This window comes from Erwinia sp. MMLR14_017, assembly GCF_033657285.1.
In the GTDB taxonomy this organism is placed as follows: domain Bacteria; phylum Pseudomonadota; class Gammaproteobacteria; order Enterobacterales; family Enterobacteriaceae; genus Erwinia.
Genome location: NZ_JAWVWP010000007.1, coordinates 216,578 through 238,392 on the forward strand (window position 1 = coordinate 216,578; position 21,815 = coordinate 238,392).

A 21,815-nucleotide genomic window follows, 5' to 3' on the forward strand; every position below is an offset into this window, starting at 1 on the left:
TCGGTCTCAGTTCTGTTCAGACTTCAGCCAGGCAATCTCATCTTTCCAGATATCCGGGTTCACGGTTTCCAGAATCAGGGGGATGCCGTCAAATCGCTTATCTTTCATCAGCCAGCTGAACACGGTTTTACCTATTTTGCCTTCACCCAGGCTGTGATGACGGTCAACGCGGCTGGCAAAGTCGCTTTTGGCATCGTTCAGATGCAGACCACGCAGATATTCAAAACCCACAACGCGCCCGAACTCAGCAAAAGTCTTCACGCAATCCTCTTCGGTTCTTAAGTCATATCCGCCAGCAAAGGTGTGACAGGTATCAATACAGACGCCAACGCGCGACTTATCTTCCACGCCATCAATAATGGCGGCCAGGTGTTCAAAGCGAAAGCCGAGGTTGCTGCCCTGACCGGCAGTATTCTCGATAACCGCAGTGACGCCCTGCGTCTTGTCGAGTGCGATATTCACCGACTCGGCAATGCGCTTCAGGCAAGCTTCTTCATCAATCTGGTGCAGGTGGCTGCCTGGGTGGAAGTTCAGCAACGACAGGCCAAGCTGCTCACAACGATGAAGCTCATCCACAAATGCCACGCGCGATTTCTCCAGCGCCTCCGCTACCGGGTGCCCCAGGTTAATCAGAAAACTGTCGTGGGGCAGGATTTGTGCAGAGGTGTAGTGATACTTTTCGCAGGCCGTACGAAAGGCGGAAATGACTTCATCAGTCAGCGGCGCTGCCCGCCACTGGCGCTGGTTTTTGGTAAACAGCGCAAACGCAGTGGCTTCGAGTTCATGTGCGCGCAGCACCGCCTGATCCACACCGCCAGCCGCGCTGACGTGGGCACCGATATATTTCATGCCTTATCTCCTGTTAAATTGCCTGCATGCAAGAGGCGAGCGGGCAATGATAACCGGAAACGGCGTCAAGTCATGACAACAAATGCTGGATCCCAAGGTTAATCGCACCGCCGCCAACCACCAGCCAGATAAACAGAGCCAGTCCCAGCAGCAGCGGTTTAACTCCGGCCCGTTTCAGGGCGCTGATATGGGTGGTCAGACCCAACGCAGCCATTGCCGTAGCCAGCACAATATTGTCCATTTGATTCAACGCATTAACCACGGAAACGGGCAGCAGATGCAGCGAGTTGACCATCGCAACGGCGATAAACACCAGCGCAAACCAGGGGAAGCGCAAGGTAGCAGACTCCGCTGAACCGCCTGATGCCTGCTGCCGTACCCTGGCGCTAAGCAGCAGCAGGAACGGGGCAAGCAGCATCACCCGCAGCATTTTGGCTATCACCGCCGCATTTTCCGTCTCCGGACTCACGGCATGCCCGGCGGCCACCACCTGGGCAACTTCATGCATTGTGGAGCCGGTGAAAATACCCCAACTGGTCAGCGTTACGCTGCTGAACAGGGCAGAGGCCAGCGGATAAAGCAGTGGGTAGATAAAAATCGCCAGCGTACCGAAAATCACCACGGTCGCGATGGCCACCGCTACTTTAGAGGCATCGGCCTTAATTACGGGTTCGGTGGCCAGGATGGCGGCGGCACCGCAGATGCTGCTGCCGGCACCGATTAACCAGACGGTATCGCGGTCCAGTCCAAAGACCCGACGGCCCAGCCAGCAGGCCAGTAAAAATGTAGAACTCAGCGTCAGGAGATCAATCACCACGCCGCTGACGCCAACGTCGGCGATTTGCTGAAATGTCAGCCTGAAGCCATACAGCACGATGCCAAGGCGCAGCAGCTGCTGTTTCGCCAGCACCACGCCAGGATCGCAGCTGTCGGCAAAGCGGGGATAAAAGGTATTGCCCACCAAAATACCGGCCACGATAGCCAGCGTAAGGGCGCCTAATCCCAGCGCAGAGACGGCAGGCAGGGTGCTGAGCCAGCTTGCGCCTGCGGCTAAAACCAGAGAAAGCAGCAGACCAGCGGCATAACGAACGGGCCGATGTTGCGGATGCAGAAGAGTCAGTGTGGTCATAGCAAGCTCCTTTTCGATACCCGGATCATGGAGAAAAGTGGCTTAAAAGTGAAATTGATTATATATTTATAATTAACCAGAATAAGTGATAAGGGGCGGGCTGTGTTTGGACGACTGCGGAAGTGGGTAAAACTTGTCAAAAAGGATGCGCTGACCCTGTGGTTCGCCTGTCGCGATCCCCGCACGCCGCTGCGGTTTAAGCTGATGGCCACAGGGCTGGCGGCGTACGCTTTCAGCCCCATTGACCTGATCCCGGACGTTATCCCGGTGGTTGGTCTGCTGGACGATGCCGTTATCGTACCCTTTGGCATGATGCTGCTGTTGCGTCTGTTGCCAGCGGCGATCAGAAACAGCAGCCGTTCCAGGGCAGAGCTTCAGCGCGCCAGAGGAAAAAAAGTATTCAGCGGACTGGGCGTCGTGCTACTGGCCTGGATCGCCCTGATAATTTATCTGATTTATCGCCACAGCGCTTAGGGAACCGCCATGCATATTACATTAAGGCAGCTTGAGGTCTTTGCCGAGGTGCTGAAAAGCGGCTCGACCACCCAGGCTTCGCAGGTTCTCTCGCTTTCTCAGTCTGCGGTCAGCGCCGCGCTGGCGGATCTGGAAAACCAGCTCAGCGTGCAGCTTTTTGACCGCGTGGGCAAGAGACTGGTCGTCAACGAGCATGGTCGTTTGCTCTATCCCCGCACGGTAGCGCTTCTTGAGCAGGCGACGGAAATTGAACAGCTGTTCCGGGAAGATAACGGCGCGCTGCGCGTTTATGCCAGCAGTACTATCGGCAACTACCTGCTGCCCGGTATGCTGGCCGGCTGGCGAAAGGATTATCCTGAACTGCCGCTGGAACTCAGCGTGGGCAACAGCATGGATGCCATTACTGCCGTGGCGGATTTTCGGGTGGATATCGGTCTGATTGAGGGGCCGTGCCATATGCCTGATATCCTCAGTGAACCCTGGCTGGAGGATGAGCTGGTGGTGTTTGCCGCACCTGATGCGGAGATCTTTAGCCAGCCCGTGACGCTGGAAACGCTGGCCGCCGCGCCCTGGATCCTGCGTGAGCACGGCTCAGGCACGCGTGAAATCGTGGATTATCTGCTGCTTTCACATTTGCCGCAGTTCCGGCTGGCGCTGGAACTGGGTAATTCTGAGGCGATTAAACATGCCGTGCGTCACGGCATGGGGATCAGCTGTCTTTCCCGACGGGTGATAGCGGAGCAGCTTGCCGTGGGTACGCTAAAAGAGGTGGTTTTACCGCTGCCCAGGCTTAAACGTACCCTGTACCGCATACATCACCGGCAGAAGCATCTGTCAAAATCCCTGCTGCGTTTCTTAAGCTACTGCACCGAGTAGCTTTGCTCCCGGCCTCTCTTTTGCAGGCCGGAGTCACTCTCCCTCTCCGCTTTTTGTAGGGATAAAAAGACTCAAACTAATAATTTTGCGCCGATCATGAACCTATCTTATAACGGCGCGGAATCACTATGCCTGTCGGGTCAGTTTGCTACAATCGCGCCTTATTTTTACCAGGACGTAGCATTTCAAGATGGTTCAGGACACAAAAACAACACAACAACCTGCGCTGCGGCGTGAGTTAAAGGCGCGTCACCTGACGATGATCGCCATTGGTGGTTCCATTGGAACCGGCTTATTCGTGGCCTCTGGGGCCACTATTTCTCAGGCAGGGCCGGGTGGCGCGCTGCTCTCTTATGCCCTGATCGGCCTGATGGTTTATTTTCTGATGACCAGCCTCGGTGAGCTGGCGGCGTTTATGCCGGTCTCGGGATCGTTTTCCACTTACGGCGCCAACTATGTGGAAGAGGGCTTCGGCTTCGCGCTGGGCTGGAACTACTGGTACAACTGGGCCGTCACCATCGCTGTCGATCTGGTGGCTTCACAACTGGTGATGACCTACTGGTTCCCGGACACGCCAGGCTGGATCTGGAGCGCGCTGTTCCTCTGCATTATCTTCCTGCTGAACTACATCTCCGTTAAGGGATTTGGCGAAGCGGAATACTGGTTCTCGCTGATCAAAGTAGTCACGGTGATCATCTTTATTGCGGTAGGCGTGCTGATGATTACCGGCATCCTGCGGGGTGGGGAAGCCGCGGGCTGGCAGAACTGGCAGATTGCCGATGCGCCGTTCTCGGGTGGTTTCTCGGCGATGATTGGCGTGGCGATGATTGTTGGCTTCTCCTTCCAGGGAACGGAGCTGATAGGTATTGCGGCGGGTGAATCTGAGGACCCGGCAAAGAACATTCCCCGCGCGGTTCGTCAGGTGTTCTGGCGTATCCTGCTGTTCTATGTGCTGGCGATCCTGGTGATCAGCCTGATCATCCCTTATACCGATCCGAGCCTGCTGCGTAACGATGTTACTGATATCAGCGTCAGCCCGTTCACGCTGGTGTTTAAACATGCTGGCCTGCTCTCGGCGGCGGCTGTGATGAATGCGGTGATCCTGACGGCAGTATTATCTGCGGGCAACTCGGGTATGTATGCCTCAACGCGAATGCTGTTTACCCTGGCTCGTGAAGGAAAAGCGCCACGCATCTTTGGCAAACTGTCCAGGGGCGGTGTCCCACGCAACGCGCTTTATGCCACTACGGTGGTTGCAGGGCTTTGCTTCCTGACCTCGATGTTTGGCAACCAGACCGTCTATTTATGGCTGCTGAATACCTCAGGCATGACCGGGTTTATCGCCTGGCTGGGTATCGCCATCAGCCATTATCGTTTCCGCAGAGGGTACATAGCTCAGGGGCTGGATCTGGCCGACCTGCCATACCGTTCCGGCTTCTTCCCGCTGGGGCCGATCTTTGCCTTTGTTCTCTGCCTGATCATTACGTTAGGGCAGAATTATCAGGCTTTCCTGTCGGATACCATTGACTGGTACGGCGTGGCCGCCACCTATATCGGCATTCCGCTGTTCCTGATTATCTGGTTCGGCTATAAGCTGACAAAAAAGTCCCGCTTTGTGAAATACAGCGAGATGGAATTCCCGAAATTTGAAAAGTAGCCTTCAGGGCAGAGTATTAAGGCGCGGATCCCGCGCCTTTTTTTCGTCTGTAAGCTGATGTTACAAATATTATTGATAACTATTATCATTTGCTTTATTGTTACCGCCGTCACTTTTCCTCTCTGTCCCGCCCCGGCTCTTTCTGATCTCGCGCGTCGTACAGGGAATAAAGAGCGCGCTGAAAGGAGAATCGTTACCCTTAAGGGGGTAAGTGTTACAACTTTCTCTTTATCATCGCGGCTGGATCCGAGTCATTACAGGTATTGAGAATGAGTGTAACCCACGACCCCGTACAGTACGCCGACAGGCAGCCCGCTGAAGGCGTGATGGGCCGTTACCATCATATGTTACGTCACCGTCTGCTGATGATGAGCCTGCTGGTGCTGGCTATCCTCGCTTCGCTGGTGCTGGATTTCACCCTCGGCCCCTCCGGCTTATCGCTGCAAGCGCTGTGGCACACGCTGCTTTCCCCCCAGTCAGTGGAAGCGGGCACGCGGGTCATTGTCTGGGAGATCCGGCTGCCGTATGCGCTGATGGCGGTGGTGGTCGGCCTGGCGCTTGGCCTGGCCGGTGCTGAAATGCAAACCATCCTCAATAATCCGCTCGCCAGTCCGTTTACGCTGGGCGTCTCTTCTGCCGCTGCCTTTGGCGCTGCGCTGGCTATCGTGTTGGGTATTGGTCTTCCGGGCATCCCTGACCAGTGGTTTATCTCCGCTAACGCCTTTGTTTTTGCCCTGTTTGCTGCCCTGATGCTGGATGGCGTCACGCGCTGGACTCGGGTGGCTACCTCTGGCGTGGTGCTGTTCGGCATTGCGCTAGTCTTCACCTTTAACGCGCTGGTCTCGATGATGCAGTTTATCGCCAGCGAAGATACGCTTCAGGGGCTGGTGTTCTGGACCATGGGCAGCCTGGCGCGAGCCTCCTGGGAGAAGCTGGGCGTACTGACGCTTGCTCTGGTCATTCTTGTGCCGTTCTCGATGATGAGTTCCTGGAAACTCACAGCGCTGCGCCTTGGTGAAGATCGGGCTGTGAGTTTCGGCATTGATGTGCGCCGTCTTCGCCTCGGCACGCTGCTGCGCATCAGTATCCTTTCAGCGCTGGCGGTGGCGTTTGTCGGCCCGATTGGCTTTATTGGCCTGGTGGCACCCCATATCGCCCGAATGATTTTTGGTGAGGATCACCGTTTCTACCTGCCAGCCAGCGCGCTTACCGGGGCGCTGGTGCTGTCGATGGCTTCCGTAGTGTCGAAAAACCTGATCCCTGGGGTGATTATTCCCGTTGGCATCGTTACCTCACTGGTGGGCGTGCCGTTCTTCCTGAGTATTATTCTGCGCCACCGGGGGAGTGTGTGATGGAAGGCTTACGTATCAGCGGTTTCCACGCCGGTTATCCTAAACGTAAAATTATCAGCGATCTCAACGTGCCGCTGCTGCCCCGAGGTAAGATCACCGTGCTGCTGGGGCCAAACGGCTGCGGTAAATCCACGCTGTTGCGCTCGCTGGCTGGACTGAATCGTGCCGAGGGCGAGGTCTGGCTGAACGGCACCGAGCTGATGTCGCAACCTTTCGCGCGGCGGGCAGAAAAAGTGGTTTATCTGCCGCAGTCGCTGCCTGCGGGCGTCCATCTGCACGTGCTGGAGTCGATCATCGTCGCCCAGCGCGCTTCTGGTGGACGCAGCAGCGCAGCCAGCGAAGCGGAAGTGATGGCAGTACTCGAACAGCTTGGTATTTCGCATCTGGCTTTAAGCTATCTCGATCAGCTTTCCGGTGGTCAGAAACAGCTGGTGGGTCTGGCGCAATCATTAATTCGCCGGCCTGAACTGTTATTACTGGATGAACCCCTCAGCGCGCTGGATTTAAATTACCAGTTCCACGTAATGGATCTGGTGCGCAGAGAAACGCGAAAACGCAATATTATTACGGTGGTGGTGGTGCACGATATTAATATCGCGCTGCGCCATGGCGAGCATATATTAATGTTGCAGAACGGTGAATTAATTGCCGATGGCTTACCGGAAGAGGTGATCACTCCGGCAAGCCTGGCGCGAGTTTATGGCGTGAAGGGCCGTATAGAGCGCTGCACGCAGGGTACGCCGCAGGTGCTGATCGATGGCCTGGTGACCGAACCCACATTTTAATAGTCCGGCAAGGCAAACAATAAAGGGCGGCATTAAGTCGCCCGGATAATAACGTTAATAGAAAACCGGAAGATACCGGGAATTTACAGCAGAGTGAACTCTGCTGATTAGGTGTGAGCAAAAGGTATTGATAACACTTATTCTATATGCGCCTCATGGAGAAAAGCATGTTCAGGTTGAATCCCTTTATTCGCTGCGGGCTGTGCGCGTCCGCGCTCGCCTTTACCTTTCCGGTTTCCGCCGTTGAGTCAGAAGATAAAGATGACACGATGGTGGTGACCGCTTCGGCCACAGAAGTTAACCTTAAAGACGCGCCTGCCAGTATCAGCGTGATCACCGCCGAAGATATCAAACGAAAACCGGTTCAGAACCTCAAAGATGTGCTGCGCGATGTGCCTGGCGTGCAGTTGACCAATGAAGGGGATAACCGTAAAGGCATCAGCCTGCGCGGTCTGGACAGCAGCTATACGCTGATCCTGATTGACGGCAAGCGCGTAAACTCACGAAACGCCGTATTCCGCCACAATGACTTCGATCTCAACTGGATCCCGGCGGATGCCATAGAGCGCATCGAGGTCGTCCGTGGGCCGATGTCCTCGCTTTATGGTTCTGATGCGCTTGGCGGCGTGGTCAATATCATCACCCGTAAAGTCGGTAAAGCCTGGCACGGGACGTTGAGTGCAGATACCACGGTTCAGGAACATCGCGATCGCGGCGACAGCTATAACGGTAATTTCTTTACCAGCGGGCCGTTAATCGACGATCTGCTCGGGGTAAAAGTGTATGGCAGCCTGGGCAAGCGTGAAAAAGACAGCCAGCAGGCATCTGCCACCTCAGACAGCGGCCTTAGCCCGCGCATTGAAGGCTACACCACCCGCGACGGTAATGTGGAGTTCTCGCTTACGCCAACCAGAGATCAGGATATGACGTTCGGCTACGGCTTCGATCGTCAGGATCGCGATTCTGACTCGCTGGATAAAAACCGCCTTGAACGCCAGAACTACTCCGTTGGTCACAATGGTCGCTGGGAGTGGGGCAACACCGAACTGCGTTTTTACGGCGATCGGGTAGACAACTACACCAGCGGGCAGAACATCATTGCTAAAAACAACTCGCTGGATGGCAAGCTGATCCTGCCGCTGGCCGATATCAGTCAACTGCTGACCTTTGGCGGTGAAGTGCGGCACGACAAGCTGGAAGATCCGGTCAACCTCACGGGCAGCGGCGCGACTTCCGCCAGCCAGTACGCGCTGTTTGTGGAAGATGAATGGCGAATTTTTGACTCGCTGGCGCTGACTACCGGCGTACGTATGGACGATCACCAGACCTATGGCGACCACTGGAGCCCGCGTGCTTATCTGGTTTACAGCGCCACCGATACCGTTACGGTAAAAGGGGGCTGGGCCAACGCCTTCAAGGCGCCTTCGCTGTTACAGCTTAGCCCGGACTGGCAAACCAACTCCTGTCGGGGCAGCTGTGCCGTTGTCGGCAGCCCGGAGCTGAAGCCGGAAACCAGCGAAAGTTTTGAGCTGGGCATTTATTACGCCGGTGATGAAGGCTGGCTGGATGGCGTGACCGGTAGCGTTACCGCTTTCCAGAACAACGTAGAGGATATGATCAGCATCTCACGTACCTCTTCAGCCTCCCTAGCACCGGGCTACAGCAATTTTGTCGGCTTTGATAAGAATGGCAAACCTGTTTTCCGTTACTACAACGTCAACAAGGCACGGATCACCGGACTGGAAACGGAAGTGAAGATCCCGTTTAACGAGGCCTGGAAGCTGACGCTGAACTACACCTATACCGACGGGCGTGATTTAAGCGATGGCGGCAATAAGCCGCTTCAGGAGCTGCCGTTACACACCGCAAACGGCACGCTGGACTGGACGCCGTTGCAGGACTGGGCGTTCTATCTGCAGGCTAACTACTCGGGCCAGCGGCGGACGCTGAATGACGATGGCGTCACCCCTGGCGGTTATCTGCTGTGGAATAGTGGCGCATCGTGGCAAGCCACCAAAGCTGTAAAGCTGCGGGCAGGGGTGCTGAATCTGGCAGACAAAGATCTCAGCCGCGACAGCTACAGCTATAACGAAGAGGGTCGTCGCTATTTCGCGGCGGTGGACTATACGTTCTGATCAGCTAAGCCTCTTCAGCAACAACAAGCCGGGCATTGCCCGGCTTTTTTGCTGCCGATCGGCGCATAAACTCCTGGTTCTGAACCCGAACGGGTGGCAGAAGCTTTTACTTTATGCCAGAAGGTGCTGCGCATGGAAGCGCAGGTGATCTTCCACAAAGCTGGCGATAAAGAAATAGCTGTGGTCGTAACCTGGCTGTATGCGCACGGTCAGCGGGAAGCCTTTCTCCTGAGCGATCTTTTCCAGCCTTTCCGGATGCAGCTGATCGGCGAGGAACTGATCGCTGTCGCCCTGATCGATCAGCATCGGCAGCGCGGTGGTGGCCTGCTGCATCAGCCAGCAGCTGTCATACTCACGCCACGCCTGCCGCTCTTCGCCCAGATAGCTGCTGAAGGCTTTTTGCCCCCACGGCACTTCCGCCGGGTTAACAATCGGCGCAAAGGCAGAAGCGGAGGTGAACTTCTCCGGGTTGCGCAGTGCCAGCATAATGGCGCCGTGGCCGCCCATTGAATGTCCCATGATGGCCTGACGATCGCTGACGTTGAAGTTACTGGCGATCAGCGCTGGCAGCTCCTCATTCAGATAATCATACATGCGATAATGGTCGCTCCAGGGTGCCTGCGTGGCGTTCAGGTAAAAGCCCGCCCCCTGGCCCAAATCGTAGCCTTCATCATTCGCCACATTCTCGCCGCGCGGGCTGGTATCCGGCATCACCAGCACAATCCCCAGCTCTGCGGCCAGCCGCTGAGCGCCTGACTTGGCAGAGAAATTTTCGTCTGTGCAGGTCAGCCCGGCCAGGAAAAACAGCACCGGTGGTGGCGCATCGCTCTTTGGCCCCGGCAGGAAAATGCTGAAGGTCATCGGGCAGTTCAGTGCGGTTGACGGATGGCGATAGCGCTGCTGCCAGCCGCCAAACAGTCGGTGTTCTTCAAGTAGCTCCAGAGTAGATGGCATCGATCCTCCCGATCTATTTTTTGAAATGTATAACGGAACGGATCGACTTGCCTTCGTGCATCAGCTCAAAGGCATCGTTGATCTCATCCAGTGACAGGTTATGGGTAATAAAGTCGTTAAGCTGGAATTCGCCGTCAAGATATTGCTGAACAATACCTGGCAGCTGCGAGCGGCCTTTTACGCCGCCGAAAGCGGAACCGCGCCAGACACGACCGGTCACCAGCTGGAACGGACGGGTGGAGATCTCTTCACCGGCACCGGCGACGCCAATAATCACCGACTCGCCCCAGCCTTTGTGGCAGCATTCCAGAGCGGAACGCATGACGTTGACGTTACCGATGCACTCAAAGGAGAAGTCGACACCGCCATCGGTCATTTCGACTATCACTTCCTGAATCGGCTTATCGTAATCTTTCGGGTTAATCAGGTCGGTGGCACCCAGTTTGCTCGCCAGATCAAACTTGCTGGTATTGAGGTCGATGCCGATGATGCGACCCGCTTTGGCCATTTTGGCCCCAATAATCGCCGACAGGCCAATGCCTCCCAGGCCGAAAATGGCCACGGTATCGCCTTCCTTTACCTTTGCGGTGTTCATTACCGCGCCCATGCCAGTGGTGACGCCGCAGCCCAGCAGGCAAACCTCTTCCAGCGGCGCTTCTTTACTGATTTTCGCCAGCGAGATTTCCGGGATAACGGTGTACTCAGAGAAGGTGGAAGTCCCCATATAATGGAAAATGGGTTTGCCATCCTTAAAGAAGCGCGTAGTGCCGTCCGGCATCAATCCCTGGCCCTGCGTGGTGCGGATCGCCTGGCAGAGATTGGTTTTACCCGAAAGGCAGAATTTACACTTCCCGCATTCCGGCGTGTAGAGCGGAATAACGTGGTCGCCCACGGCCACGCTGGTCACGCCTTCGCCAATGGCTTCCACCACGCCGCCCCCTTCATGTCCCAGAATGGCCGGGAACACGCCTTCGGGATCTTTACCAGAAAGGGTATAAGCATCGGTATGGCAAACGCCCGTGGCGACAATGCGTACCAGTACTTCACCTTTCTGCGGCGGCATTAAATCCACCTCTTCGATGGAAAGCGGTTCACCCGCAGCCCAGGCAACCGCCGCGCGAGTTTTAATCATTTGCATGAATCAGTTCTCCATTTAATGGTGTTCCGGCTACTCTGCTTGCCTTGCTGAACCGGGCAGCGCCCGCCAGCCTCGCGTATTCTGTTACGCTGCGCTAAGTGCACGCTGGTCGGGTTCAGTCTGAGTGCGGCAGTAACACCCGGTAATTTTAAATACAGTACGGTTAATCAGTATGGACGAATATTTATCCGGTTAAGGGCTATCAGGAGGCCGTAGCGTCCGATTGTTCAATCATCAGGTACTTCAGGGCTTCCACATTGGGGGTGAAGGCATCACGACGCCAGACCAGCCAGGTGGAAGCCTCGCGCACCTCGTCAGGAAGGGGATGGCGCTGAATGCGATCTTTGGCTGGCATCTGATCAAGTACGGACTCCGGCAGCAAAGCCAGTCCGGCCCCGCTGGCCACACAGGCCAGCATCGCATGATAGGACTGTATCTCCATAAAGGTGCCCGGCTGCACGCCCGCGCTGCGGAACCAGTTTTCAAACCGCAGGCGATAAGAACAGCTGGGACGAAAGGCAAACAGCGTATCGCCAGCGGCGTCCGCCGGGCGGGCGATCGGCGGATGGGTGATGCTTGAGATCAACACCATCTGTTCACGAAATGCCAGACAGCTGTTAAGTTCATCCACGCGGATTGGGCCATCAGCAAGAGCTGCCGCCAGCGTCCCTTCACGTACGCGCGCAATTATCTCGCCAGAGGTGCCGGTAATCAGCGAAAGCGTTACCGGGGAGTAGCGCTGGTGATAGGCTGCCAGCAAAGAGGGCAGCCGGGTGGCAGCGGTACTCTCCATCGAACCCAGTGCAAAAGGCCCGCCGGGTTCGCCGCTCTGCGTCATACTCTTCGCTTCTTCACTCAGCGAAAGAATGCGCTGGGCATAACTGAGAAAGTTATGGCCCATGGGCGAAAGGCGCAGCCGTTGCTTCTCACGGATAAAGAGATCGGTACCCAACTCCTGTTCAAGCTGACGCAGGCGGGTAGTCAGATTGGAGGGCACGCGGTGCAACAGCTCAGCGGCGCGGGCCAGCGAACCCGTTTCGGCTACTGAACAGAACATTTTAAGCTGGGTCAGATCCATGATTTCTCATTACGTAAACAACTTGCTGATAATTATTCACTTTCCGTGAGTGTAACCATCAGGCAGGATACTGGCAACCGATTGTCGGCAATGATGCCGTTTTCAACCAATAAAGGGTAAGGAGTGGTCATGGCTTTTCGCGTAGCAATGAGCGCGTTTTTGTCACTGGTAGTGGCGATGGGGATCGGGCGATTCGCCTTTACGCCCCAGGTGCCTTTAATGATTGGCGAACATCAGCTTTCGTTGACCAGTGCGGCGGTGGTCGCTGCGTTCAACTACCTGGGCTATCTCTGCGGCTCATGGAATGCGATGCGGGCCACGCAACAGGTGGAGCTGCGCCTGAAAGTGGGCGTCTGGGGAGCGGTGATCCTGACCCTGCTTTCTGCCTGCGTTACCGGGCCATGGCTGCACGGCATTATTCGCTTCTTTATTGGCTGGGCCAGCGGCTGGGCAATGGTATTGATTGCCGCCTGGAGCAATGAACAGCTGCACAGGCTGGGACGCCCCGGTCTGAGCGCGGCGGTGTTTGCCGGGCCAGGTACCGGAATTTTTCTTAGCGGCATGCTGGCAGTAGCGCTGCATTCGCATAACGTGACCGCCTCCTGGGCCTGGTTTGCTTATGGCGTGCTGGCGCTGATCCTGGTGGGGCTGGTTGCCCGCAACCTTCCGCGTAAGGGTGAGCTGCATCGGCCGGAAACGGCTCCCGAGCCGCTGGTGCTGACGGCCGGATTGAAGAAGCTGGTCTGGAGCTATGCGCTGGCCGGATTCGGCTATATCCTTCCCGCCACTTTTCTGTCGCAAATGGCGACCTCCCGCTTTCCCGACAGCCATATTGCGCAGTACGTCTGGCCGATCTTTGGCGGTACCGCCGTAGTGGGAATTGGGTTGGGCATTCTTACCCGCCGGTATGGCCATGCGAATACACGGCTGGCGATAGCTTTATGGGCGCAGGCCGCTGGCGTATTTTGTGCCGATATTCTGCCTGGCATCAGCGGTTTAGCGATTGGCGCGGCGCTGATTGGCGGCGGGTTCCTCTGTGTGGTGCAGCTCTCCCTGCAATATGGCCGTGAGATGGCGCCGCGACATACGCGCTATCTGGCGGGCCTGCTCACTACTGTTTATGCAGTAGGGCAACTGGTCGGGCCGCTTTTGTCGGCGATCTCCACCGCGCTGACGCACCAGCTGGAGCCTGCGCTCTATGTAGCCGGAGCGGGGCTGGTGATCGCCGGGGCGCTGGTCTGGCGGCGCGATCCGGCGGCTGAATGAAACTGTTTCACTGCGGTTTAAGTTGATTCACTGGATTAACGTCGCAATGTGTACCAAAATACCGCCTCAGAATTTATGCCGGCCCTGTTGAGGGCCGGAGTTTCACCTGCTGGAGAAGAATCACCATGGCTGCGTTAAGTCAGGAAGCCGCACTCGTTCACCAGGCGCTGTTAGCCCGTGGACTGGAAACCCCGTTACGCCCACCTGCGCGTGAAATGGATGACGAAACCCGTAAGCGCCTGATTGCCGGCCATATGACCGAAATCATGCAGTTGCTGAATCTCGACCTGGAAGATGACAGTCTGGCAGAGACACCGCACCGCATCGCCAAGATGTATGTGAATGAAGTTTTTTCGGGCCTGGATTATGCTAACTTCCCGAAAATCACCGTTATTCAGAACAAAATGAAGGTCGATGAGATGGTTACCGTGCGCGATATCACGCTGACCAGCACCTGTGAACACCATTTTGTGATCATTGATGGTAAGGCAACCGTAGCCTACATTCCAAAAGACACGGTGATTGGCCTCTCTAAAATCAACCGCATTGTGCAGTTCTTCTCCTCGCGTCCGCAGGTTCAGGAACGTCTGACCCAGCAGATCCTGGTGGCGCTGCAAACGCTGCTTGGCACCACCAACGTGGCGGTCTCTATTGATGCTGTGCACTACTGCGTGAAGGCCCGTGGCATCCGTGATGCCACCAGCGCGACCACCACCACCTCGCTGGGCGGTTTGTTCAAGTCCAGCCAGAACACCCGCCAGGAATTTTTACGCGCGGTGCGTCACAGCTAGTTACTGCTTACAGGAACGCCAGATGCCACGCATTCACACGCTGGATTTTATTCGCGGCCTGGCCATTCTGGGGATCCTGTTACTCAATATCGTGGCCTTCGGGCTGCCTTCTGCTGCCTATCTTAATCCTGCCTGGCAGGGGAACCTCCCGGCAACAGGCGAGGTTCTGACCTGGGCGGCGATGGATCTGTTTGCGCAGGTCAAATTCCTCAGCCTCTTTGCGTTGTTGTTTGGCGCCAGCCTGCAGTTATTGCTGCCGCGCGGCAAACGCTGGCTTCAGTCCCGTCTTTGCTGGCTGATGCTTATCGGTCTGCTGCACAACCTCCTGTTCTGGGATGGCGATATTCTGCTGGATTACGGTCTGGTGGGGCTGGTGGTATGGCGGATGATCCGCGATGTGCCCACCTCCCGGCAACTGCTGAATACCGGCGTGATGCTCTACGTCGTCGGGACGGCGGTGCTGATTATCCTTGGAATGGGCACCAGTCCTGAACCGAACAGCTCCTGGCTTCCCGGTATTGCCAACGTTCAGTACGAAACCTTCTGGCACACGCAGGGTGGCTGGCAGGCGATACAGGGAAGGCTGGATCGCTTCTCTTCTGCACTGATGGCGCTGGCGGCGCAGTATGGCTGGCAGCTGGCAGGTTTAATGATGGTGGGCGGGGCATTAATGCGCAACGGCTGGCTGCGGGGCGAGCGCAGTCTGAGTCACTATCGCCATATGGCGCTGATCCTGATCTCCCTTGCCTGGCTTATTCAGTTACCCGCTATTTATCTGCAATGGCAAACCGGCTGGGCGTTTCGCTGGGCTGCCTTCTTCCTGCAGGTACCGCGCGAACTGGCGGCACCGCTACAGGCTGTCGGCTATGCTGCACTCTGCTACGGCTACTGGCCGACGCTCTCCCGGCTGCGCATCGTTCAGGTTATCAGCTGCGTCGGACGCATGGCATTAAGTAACTATCTGCTACAGACGCTAATCTGCACGACGCTGTTTGACCGCTTTGGCCTGTTTAACAAGCTGGACCGTCTGCAACTGCTCGCGGTGGTTCCTGCCGTCTGGGCAGTCAATATGCTGATATCCGTGCTGTGGCTGCACCATTTTCGCCATGGCCCGCTGGAAGCGCTCTGGCGCAAGCTGACCCAGCTCACTGGCGGCAAGCCGCTGCAAAAAACACCTGCCGGAAAATGACGCAGCTCACAAAGGTTGCAGAATTGTATGTAACCGTTTTCATCCGTGTGACGAGATTCACGTAGCCCAGGGTCTACCCCTGCCAGAATAGCCCCCAGAACAGTGTCTCAGGAAGGGCTATGCAAATTTTAAACTCCTCAGGTAATCGCCTATGATTACCATCCGTGATGTGGCCCGCGAGGCGGGCGTGTCGGTAGCTACGGTATCACGCGTGCTGAATAACAGCGCCGCCGTAACGCCTGAGACCCGTGAGATGGTTCTGCAAATTGTGGAAGGGTTGGGCTACCGGCCCAATGCCAACGCCCAGGCGCTGGCGACACAGATCAGCGACACCATCGGCGTGGTGGTGATGGATGTCTCCGATCCCTTCTTTGGTGCGCTGGTGAAAGCGGTGGATACCGTGGCGCAACGCATGCAAAAACATGTACTTATCAACAACTCTTACCATCAGGCTGACAAAGAGCGCCATGCGATTGAGGTGCTGATCCGTCAGCGTTGCAATGCGCTGGTGGTCCATGCCAAGGCGCTGCCCGATGCTGAACTCTGTTCGCTGATGGATCAGGTGCCGGGAATGGTGCTGATTAACCGTACCATACCGGGCTATGCGCATCGTTGCGTCTGTCTGGATAACGTCAGCGGCGCGCTGATGGCGACGCGGATGTTGCAACAGCAGGGGCATCAGCGCATTGGCTATCTGAGTTCCAGCCACCCTATCGAGGATGTGAATCAGCGCCGCGAAGGCTGGCAGCAGGCGCTGGAAGAGCAGGGCGCAACGCCTCCCGAGAGCTGGATTGCCAGCGCGGAACCCGATATGCAGGGGGGAGAAGCGGCAATGGTGGAGCTGCTGGGGCGTAATCTTCATCTCACGGCAGTTTTTACCTATAACGACAGCATGGCAGCAGGCGCGCTGGCGGCGTTGAAAGATAACGGCATTGCGGTGCCACAGCATTTATCTGTGGTGGGCTTTGACGATATCCCTATCTCGAGGTATACCGATCCCCAACTCACGACTGTTCGCTATCCGATTGTTTCTATGGCAAAACTCGCCACCGAGCTGGCGCTGAAGGGCGCGGCTGGCGAACAGGATATCAACGCCCAGCACTGCTTTATGCCGACGCTGGTTCGCCGCCATTCCGTGGCGACCCGACAAAATGTGGCGCCGATCACTAACTCAAGCGATTCTGCGGTGTAACCGTTTTCAATTTGTGAGTGCATTCACAGTTAATTAACATCAGCTTCTCTATGATGACAGCAACTTGCAGGGGTTGAAACATTATGTAACGTCGCCGGGACCCTCCATACCGGCTGCTACGCGCTCTGTGAAACAGTTCATTACACAGCATTCTGGAAGCTTCACCGTACAGGGAAGTCGGGTTTTTTTTAACAAATAAGCGGCCTCAGTTAATGTTTTTATAACATTAGGGTGGGCCTGAAAATTACCGTTTTACCAGACTCGCAAGAGCAAAACGGTGAGTAAGACCCTACATAAAAACCGGAGATACCATGAATAAGAAGGCTTTCACCCTCACTGCCCTGGTTGCCAGCATGATGTTTGGTGCAACAGCTCACGCTGCCGACACCCGTATCGGCGTGACCATCTACAAATACGATGACAACTTTATGTCCGTCGTGCGCAAAGACATTGAGAAAGAAGCGAAAAACAGCAGCGGCGTTCAGCTGTTGATGAACGACTCACAGAACAGCCAGTCTACCCAGAACGACCAGATCGACGTACTGGTAGCAAAAGGCGTGAAGGCGCTGGCCATTAACCTGGTTGACCCAGCTGCGGCTGCGGTAGTGATCAGTAAAGCCAAATCCAACGACATTCCTATTGTCTTCTTCAACAAAGAGCCAACGGCGAAAGCGCTGGCCAGCTATGACAAAGCTTATTACGTCGGCACCGACTCGAAAGAGTCTGGCGTGAAGCAGGGCGAGCTGATTGAAAAACACTGGAAATCGACGCCAGGCTGGGATCTGAACAAAGATGGCGTGATCCAGTTTGTGCTGCTGAAAGGCGAACCGGGACATCCGGATGCCGAAGCGCGTACTAAATATGTTATCGACACGCTGAACAAAGATGGCGTGAAAACCCAGCAGCTGCACCTTGATACCGCTATGTGGGATACCGCACAGGCTAAAGACAAGATGGATGCCTGGTTATCTGGCCCGAACGGCAACAAAATCGAAGTGGTTATCGCTAACAACGATGCGATGGCGATGGGTGCGGTAGAAGCGCTGAAAGCGCACAACAAATCTGCGGTACCGGTATTTGGTGTGGATGCCCTGCCAGAAGCGCTGGCGATGGTGAAATCTGGCGCAATGGCCGGCACCGTGCTGAACGATGCGGAAAACCAGGCTAAAGCCACCTTCGATATGGCGAAAAACCTGGCAGATGGCAAACCGGCTACCGAAGGCACCAACTACAAGCTTGAAGGCAAAGTTGTGCGCGTAGCTTACGTACCGGTTGATAAAGAGAATCTGTCTCAGTTCACAAAATAAGCCTTACCTGTACCAGGCTGGCTGACTCGTCAGCCTGGTTTCTCGCCACATTATGCCGGGTAGAATTATGGGCAGTGATAAAGTGCAAACACAGCGCGAATATCTGCTGGAAATGACCGATGTCAGCAAGTCATTTCCTGGGGTTAAAGCACTGGATAACGTGAATTTAAAAATTCGCCCTCATTCTGTTCACGCCCTGATGGGTGAGAACGGAGCAGGGAAGTCGACCTTATTAAAATGCTTATTTGGCATTTACAGTAAAGATTCGGGGAGCATTCTTTTTCAGGGTAAAGAGATTGATTTCAAAAGTTCCAAAGAGGCGCTGGAAAATGGCGTGTCGATGGTTCACCAGGAGTTAAACCTGGTACTGCAGCGCACGGTCATGGATAACATGTGGCTGGGACGTTACCCGCGCAAAGGATTCTTTGTGGATCACGATAAAATGTATCGTGATACAAAAGCCATTTTTGATGAACTGGATATTGATATTGATCCGCGCGACAAGGTTATTTCTCTCTCTGTGTCGCAGATGCAGATGATCGAAATTGCTAAAGCGTTTTCCTATGACGCTAAAATCGTGATTATGGATGAGCCAACCTCTTCATTAACGGAAAAAGAGGTGAATCACTTATTCACCATTATTCGTAAGCTGAAAGAGCGTGGCTGCGGCATTGTCTATATTTCCCATAAAATGGAAGAAATTTTCCAGCTCTGTGATGAAATCACCATCCTGCGCGACGGCCAGTGGATCGCCACTCAGCCGCTGGAAGGGCTGGATATGGATAAGATTATCTCCATGATGGTTGGGCGTTCGCTGAACCAGCGTTTCCCGGACAAAACCAACGTGCCCGGTGAAACTATCCTGGAGGTGCGTAACCTGACCTCTCTGCGTCAGCCCTCAATTCGGGATATCTCCTTTGACCTGCGTAAGGGTGAGATCCTGGGCGTGGCAGGCCTGGTAGGGGCGAAGCGTACGGATATTGTGGAAACCCTGTTCGGCATCCGCGAGAAGTCTGGCGGCACCATTAAGCTACACGGCAAAAAAATTAATAACCACAGCGCTAACGAAGCGATCAACCACGGCTTTGCTCTGGTGACCGAAGAGCGTCGCGCTACCGGTATTTATGCGTTTCTGGATATCGGCTTTAACTCGCTGATCTCCAATATCCGTAAATACAAAAACAGTATTGGCCTGCTGGATAACAGCCGGATGAAAAGCGACACGCAATGGGTCATTGACTCAATGCGGGTAAAAACGCCAGGACATCATACTTCCATTGGTTCGCTCTCCGGTGGGAACCAGCAGAAAGTGATTATTGGTCGCTGGCTGTTAACGCAGCCGGAAATATTAATGCTGGACGAACCCACCCGCGGCATTGATGTCGGGGCGAAGTTTGAGATTTATCAGCTAATTTCAGAGCTGGCGAAGAAGGATAAAGGCATCATTATTATCTCTTCTGAAATGCCAGAGCTCTTAGGCATTACCGACAGGATTTTGGTAATGAGTAACGGCATGGTTGCGGGCATAGTAGAAACAAAATCGACAACGCAAAACGAAATATTACGTTTAGCATCGTTGCACCTTTAATAGGGTAAGGGCTGTTACCATGAAAGCAGTAAATAAGAAAAGTGCGCTCACCTGGTTAAAAGAGGGCGGGATATATGTTGTGTTGCTGGTACTGCTGGCAATCATTATCTTCCAGGACCCAACATTCTTAAGTTTAATGAACCTGAGTAATATTCTTACCCAGTCATCCGTGCGTATTATTATTGCGCTGGGCGTGGCAGGGCTGATTGTTACCCAGGGGACTGACCTGTCAGCGGGCCGTCAGGTTGGTCTGGCAGCGGTTGTCGCCGCCACGCTGTTACAGGCGATGGATAATGCCAATAAAGTGTTCCCCCATATGGACACGGTGCCGATCCCACTGGTGATCCTGGCGGTGTGCGTGATTGGTGGCATCATTGGTCTGGTGAATGGCCTGATCATCGCCTACCTGAAAGTGACGCCGTTTATCACCACTCTGGGCACGATGATCATCGTTTACGGCATCAACTCACTCTATTACGACTATGTGGGCGCGTCACCGATTGCCGGCTTTGACGAGAAGTTTTCGACCTTTGCCCAGGGCTTTATTCGCTTCGGTGACTTTAAGCTCTCCTACATCACCTTCTATGCGGCTATCGCGGTATTCTTTGTCTGGATTTTGTGGAACAAAACCCGCTTTGGTAAAAACATCTTTGCTATCGGCGGTAACCCTGAAGCGGCGCGAGTGTCAGGGGTGAACGTTAACTTCAACCTGATCCTGATCTATGCGCTCTCTGGTGTCTTCTACGCCTTTGGCGGGATGCTGGAAGCAGGGCGTATCGGTTCGGCGACCAACAACCTCGGCTTTATGTATGAGCTTGACGCCATCGCGGCTTGCGTCGTGGGCGGCGTCTCCTTTGCCGGCGGCGTGGGTACGGTAGCGGGTGTGGTAACAGGCGTGCTGATCTTCACCGTTATCAACTACGGTCTGACCTATATCGGCGTTAACCCTTACTGGCAGTACATTATCAAGGGCGGCATCATCATCTTCGCCGTGGCGCTGGACTCCCTGAAGTACGCACGTAAGAAATAATCTTCAGCAGTGGCACTCTGAATAAAACGCACCGGATGAAAGTCCGGTGCGTTTTTATTTGTATCTCCTCTCCCGCTGCGGCATGTAAGCCCGGTCTGCTACCCTTCAGCTTCTCAGGTAACTTTAACGTCAGGGAGAGCAGCAGTCTGGGGGATAAGCGGAAGAGAATGTAAGAAAGGCCCGTCAGTTCAGGACTTCTTCTGCGCCTGCTCCAGCTTCTGCTGTAATTCGAGCAGCTGCTCTGGCGTCACGGCAGGATAGCTTTGGGCATCATCAGGGATTTCGTGACGGGCTGGAATAGGCACCATCGGGCCGAGGAAGTGCGGCTCACGCTTCATCAGGTACAGATCAGCCAGAGCGCCGAGCCGCGCGCCCACTTCTCTGACCCGAATATTCAGCATGTTTTTAGGCGAAGGTACGGCATAACACTGGGCCTGAATGCCCATATGCAGCGCGATAAACAGGGCGCGCTCGCAGTGGAAACGTTGCGTGATAATAATGAAATCGTTGGTATCAAAAACCTTGCGCGTCCGCACTATCGAGTCCAGCGTACGAAAACCGGCATAATCCAGTACGATATCGGCAGGATCTACTCCGGCCGCTATCAGATCGCGACGCATGGTCATGGGTTCGTTGTAGCTCTGCAGCGCATTGTCGCCGCTCAGCAGCAGATAGTTCACCTTGCCGCTGTTATAGGCATTCAGCGCGCCCTGCATGCGGTAAAGGTAATACTGATTAATCACGCCGGTGCGATAATATTTAGCCGTCCCCAGCACCACGCCTACCTGGCGATGCGGCAAAGACTTCAGATCGTCATAAACAAAGGGCGCGGTTTTAAGGCTTATCCAGCGATCCAGGCCGAGCGCGGTCATCACCATCAGCGTTATGATGATAATCAGACCATATATCAAGCGTTTTACCATGCCGGACAGCGCTCAGACTTGCTAAAAAAGGGTGAAACAAGGCTACTTGAGCTGGCGGGGTGAAGCAAGTGACAGCGTGCCGGTTGCTGGGTTTTCGCACGA

The 21,815-nt window shown here is 55.1% G+C and carries 19 protein-coding genes; 13 read left to right on the top strand and 6 right to left on the bottom strand.

Annotation, left to right across the window (positions count from 1 at the left end; all coding sequences use genetic code 11):
• Nucleotides 1-6 precede the first annotated feature (6 nt).
• Together nfo and SD961_RS13780 are read right to left on the bottom strand one after the other, a co-directional pair.
• Nucleotides 7-849: a deoxyribonuclease IV gene (nfo, locus tag SD961_RS13775; RefSeq protein ID WP_318790909.1), complete on the bottom strand. Its 843-nt coding sequence runs from the start codon at nt 847-849 to the stop codon at nt 7-9.
• Between the two features lie 70 nt (nt 850-919).
• A complete protein-coding gene (locus tag SD961_RS13780; protein WP_318790910.1) occupies nt 920-1,978 on the bottom strand; it encodes a YeiH family putative sulfate export transporter in 1,059 nt (352 codons plus the stop codon).
• Between the two features lie 102 nt (nt 1,979-2,080).
• On the opposite strand from SD961_RS13780, the gene SD961_RS13785 reads away from it, so the two are divergent.
• The 6 genes from SD961_RS13785 (at nt 2,081) to cirA (ending at nt 9,257) form a co-directional block, all read left to right on the top strand.
• Nucleotides 2,081-2,452 (top strand): YkvA family protein, encoded by a 372-nt coding sequence (locus tag SD961_RS13785; protein ID WP_318790911.1) that lies wholly within the window; start codon nt 2,081-2,083, stop codon nt 2,450-2,452.
• A 9-nt stretch (nt 2,453-2,461) separates the two neighbouring features.
• Nucleotides 2,462-3,328 carry a DNA-binding transcriptional regulator YeiE gene (gene yieE, locus SD961_RS13790; RefSeq protein WP_318790912.1) on the top strand — a complete coding sequence of 289 codons (867 nt, stop codon included), beginning with the start codon at nt 2,462-2,464 and terminating at the stop codon, nt 3,326-3,328.
• A gap of 190 nt (nt 3,329-3,518) precedes the next feature.
• Complete coding sequence (locus SD961_RS13795; protein WP_318790913.1) at nt 3,519-4,985, top strand: amino acid permease; 1,467 nt, start codon at nt 3,519-3,521, stop codon at nt 4,983-4,985.
• Nucleotides 4,986-5,254: 269 nt separating this feature from the next.
• Complete coding sequence (locus SD961_RS13800; protein WP_318790914.1) at nt 5,255-6,337, top strand: iron ABC transporter permease; 1,083 nt, start codon at nt 5,255-5,257, stop codon at nt 6,335-6,337.
• Complete coding sequence (locus SD961_RS13805) at nt 6,334-7,122, top strand: ABC transporter ATP-binding protein (RefSeq protein ID WP_318790915.1); 789 nt, start codon at nt 6,334-6,336, stop codon at nt 7,120-7,122. The genes SD961_RS13800 and SD961_RS13805 overlap by 4 nt, the downstream gene beginning before the upstream one ends.
• 167 nt (nt 7,123-7,289) lie before the next feature.
• Nucleotides 7,290-9,257: a catecholate siderophore receptor CirA gene (cirA, locus tag SD961_RS13810; protein ID WP_318790916.1), complete on the top strand. Its 1,968-nt coding sequence runs from the start codon at nt 7,290-7,292 to the stop codon at nt 9,255-9,257.
• Nucleotides 9,258-9,368: 111 nt separating this feature from the next.
• Here cirA and fghA read toward each other — a convergent pair whose 3' ends face one another.
• From fghA to ptrR, 3 genes are all read right to left on the bottom strand, one after another.
• On the bottom strand, nt 9,369-10,211 hold the full coding sequence (gene fghA, locus SD961_RS13815) for an S-formylglutathione hydrolase (protein WP_318790917.1): 843 nt from the start codon (nt 10,209-10,211) through the stop codon (nt 9,369-9,371).
• Between the two features lie 13 nt (nt 10,212-10,224).
• The gene (locus tag SD961_RS13820; protein ID WP_318790918.1) at nt 10,225-11,349 is read right to left on the bottom strand and encodes an S-(hydroxymethyl)glutathione dehydrogenase/class III alcohol dehydrogenase; all 1,125 of its coding nucleotides are present in this window, start codon (nt 11,347-11,349) and stop codon (nt 10,225-10,227) included.
• Nucleotides 11,350-11,551: 202 nt separating this feature from the next.
• A complete protein-coding gene (ptrR, locus tag SD961_RS13825) occupies nt 11,552-12,427 on the bottom strand; it encodes a putrescine utilization regulator PtrR (protein WP_318790919.1) in 876 nt (291 codons plus the stop codon).
• 129 nt (nt 12,428-12,556) lie between these two features.
• Between ptrR and SD961_RS13830 the strand changes: the two genes are divergently transcribed.
• The 7 genes from SD961_RS13830 (at nt 12,557) to mglC (ending at nt 20,790) form a co-directional block, all read left to right on the top strand.
• Entirely contained in the window at nt 12,557-13,693 is a 1,137-nt protein-coding gene (locus tag SD961_RS13830) for a YbfB/YjiJ family MFS transporter (protein ID WP_318790920.1), read from the top strand.
• 125 nt (nt 13,694-13,818) lie between these two features.
• The gene (gene folE, locus SD961_RS13835; RefSeq protein WP_318790921.1) at nt 13,819-14,484 is read left to right on the top strand and encodes a GTP cyclohydrolase I FolE; all 666 of its coding nucleotides are present in this window, start codon (nt 13,819-13,821) and stop codon (nt 14,482-14,484) included.
• Between the two features lie 22 nt (nt 14,485-14,506).
• Entirely contained in the window at nt 14,507-15,673 is a 1,167-nt protein-coding gene (yeiB, locus tag SD961_RS13840) for a DUF418 domain-containing protein YeiB (protein WP_318790922.1), read from the top strand.
• 151 nt (nt 15,674-15,824) lie between these two features.
• On the top strand, nt 15,825-16,865 hold the full coding sequence (galS, locus tag SD961_RS13845) for an HTH-type transcriptional regulator GalS (RefSeq protein ID WP_318790923.1): 1,041 nt from the start codon (nt 15,825-15,827) through the stop codon (nt 16,863-16,865).
• A 311-nt stretch (nt 16,866-17,176) separates the two neighbouring features.
• Nucleotides 17,177-18,172: a galactose/glucose ABC transporter substrate-binding protein MglB gene (gene mglB, locus SD961_RS13850; RefSeq protein WP_318790924.1), complete on the top strand. Its 996-nt coding sequence runs from the start codon at nt 17,177-17,179 to the stop codon at nt 18,170-18,172.
• Between the two features lie 67 nt (nt 18,173-18,239).
• Nucleotides 18,240-19,760 (top strand): galactose/methyl galactoside ABC transporter ATP-binding protein MglA, encoded by a 1,521-nt coding sequence (gene mglA, locus SD961_RS13855; protein WP_318790925.1) that lies wholly within the window; start codon nt 18,240-18,242, stop codon nt 19,758-19,760.
• A 19-nt stretch (nt 19,761-19,779) separates the two neighbouring features.
• The gene (gene mglC, locus SD961_RS13860) at nt 19,780-20,790 is read left to right on the top strand and encodes a galactose/methyl galactoside ABC transporter permease MglC (RefSeq protein WP_318790926.1); all 1,011 of its coding nucleotides are present in this window, start codon (nt 19,780-19,782) and stop codon (nt 20,788-20,790) included.
• 188 nt (nt 20,791-20,978) lie between these two features.
• Here mglC and sanA read toward each other — a convergent pair whose 3' ends face one another.
• Nucleotides 20,979-21,713, bottom strand: a complete 735-nt coding sequence (gene sanA / locus SD961_RS13865) for an outer membrane permeability protein SanA (RefSeq protein WP_318790927.1) — start codon at nt 21,711-21,713, stop codon at nt 20,979-20,981.
• Between the last annotated feature and the right edge of the window lie 102 nt (nt 21,714-21,815).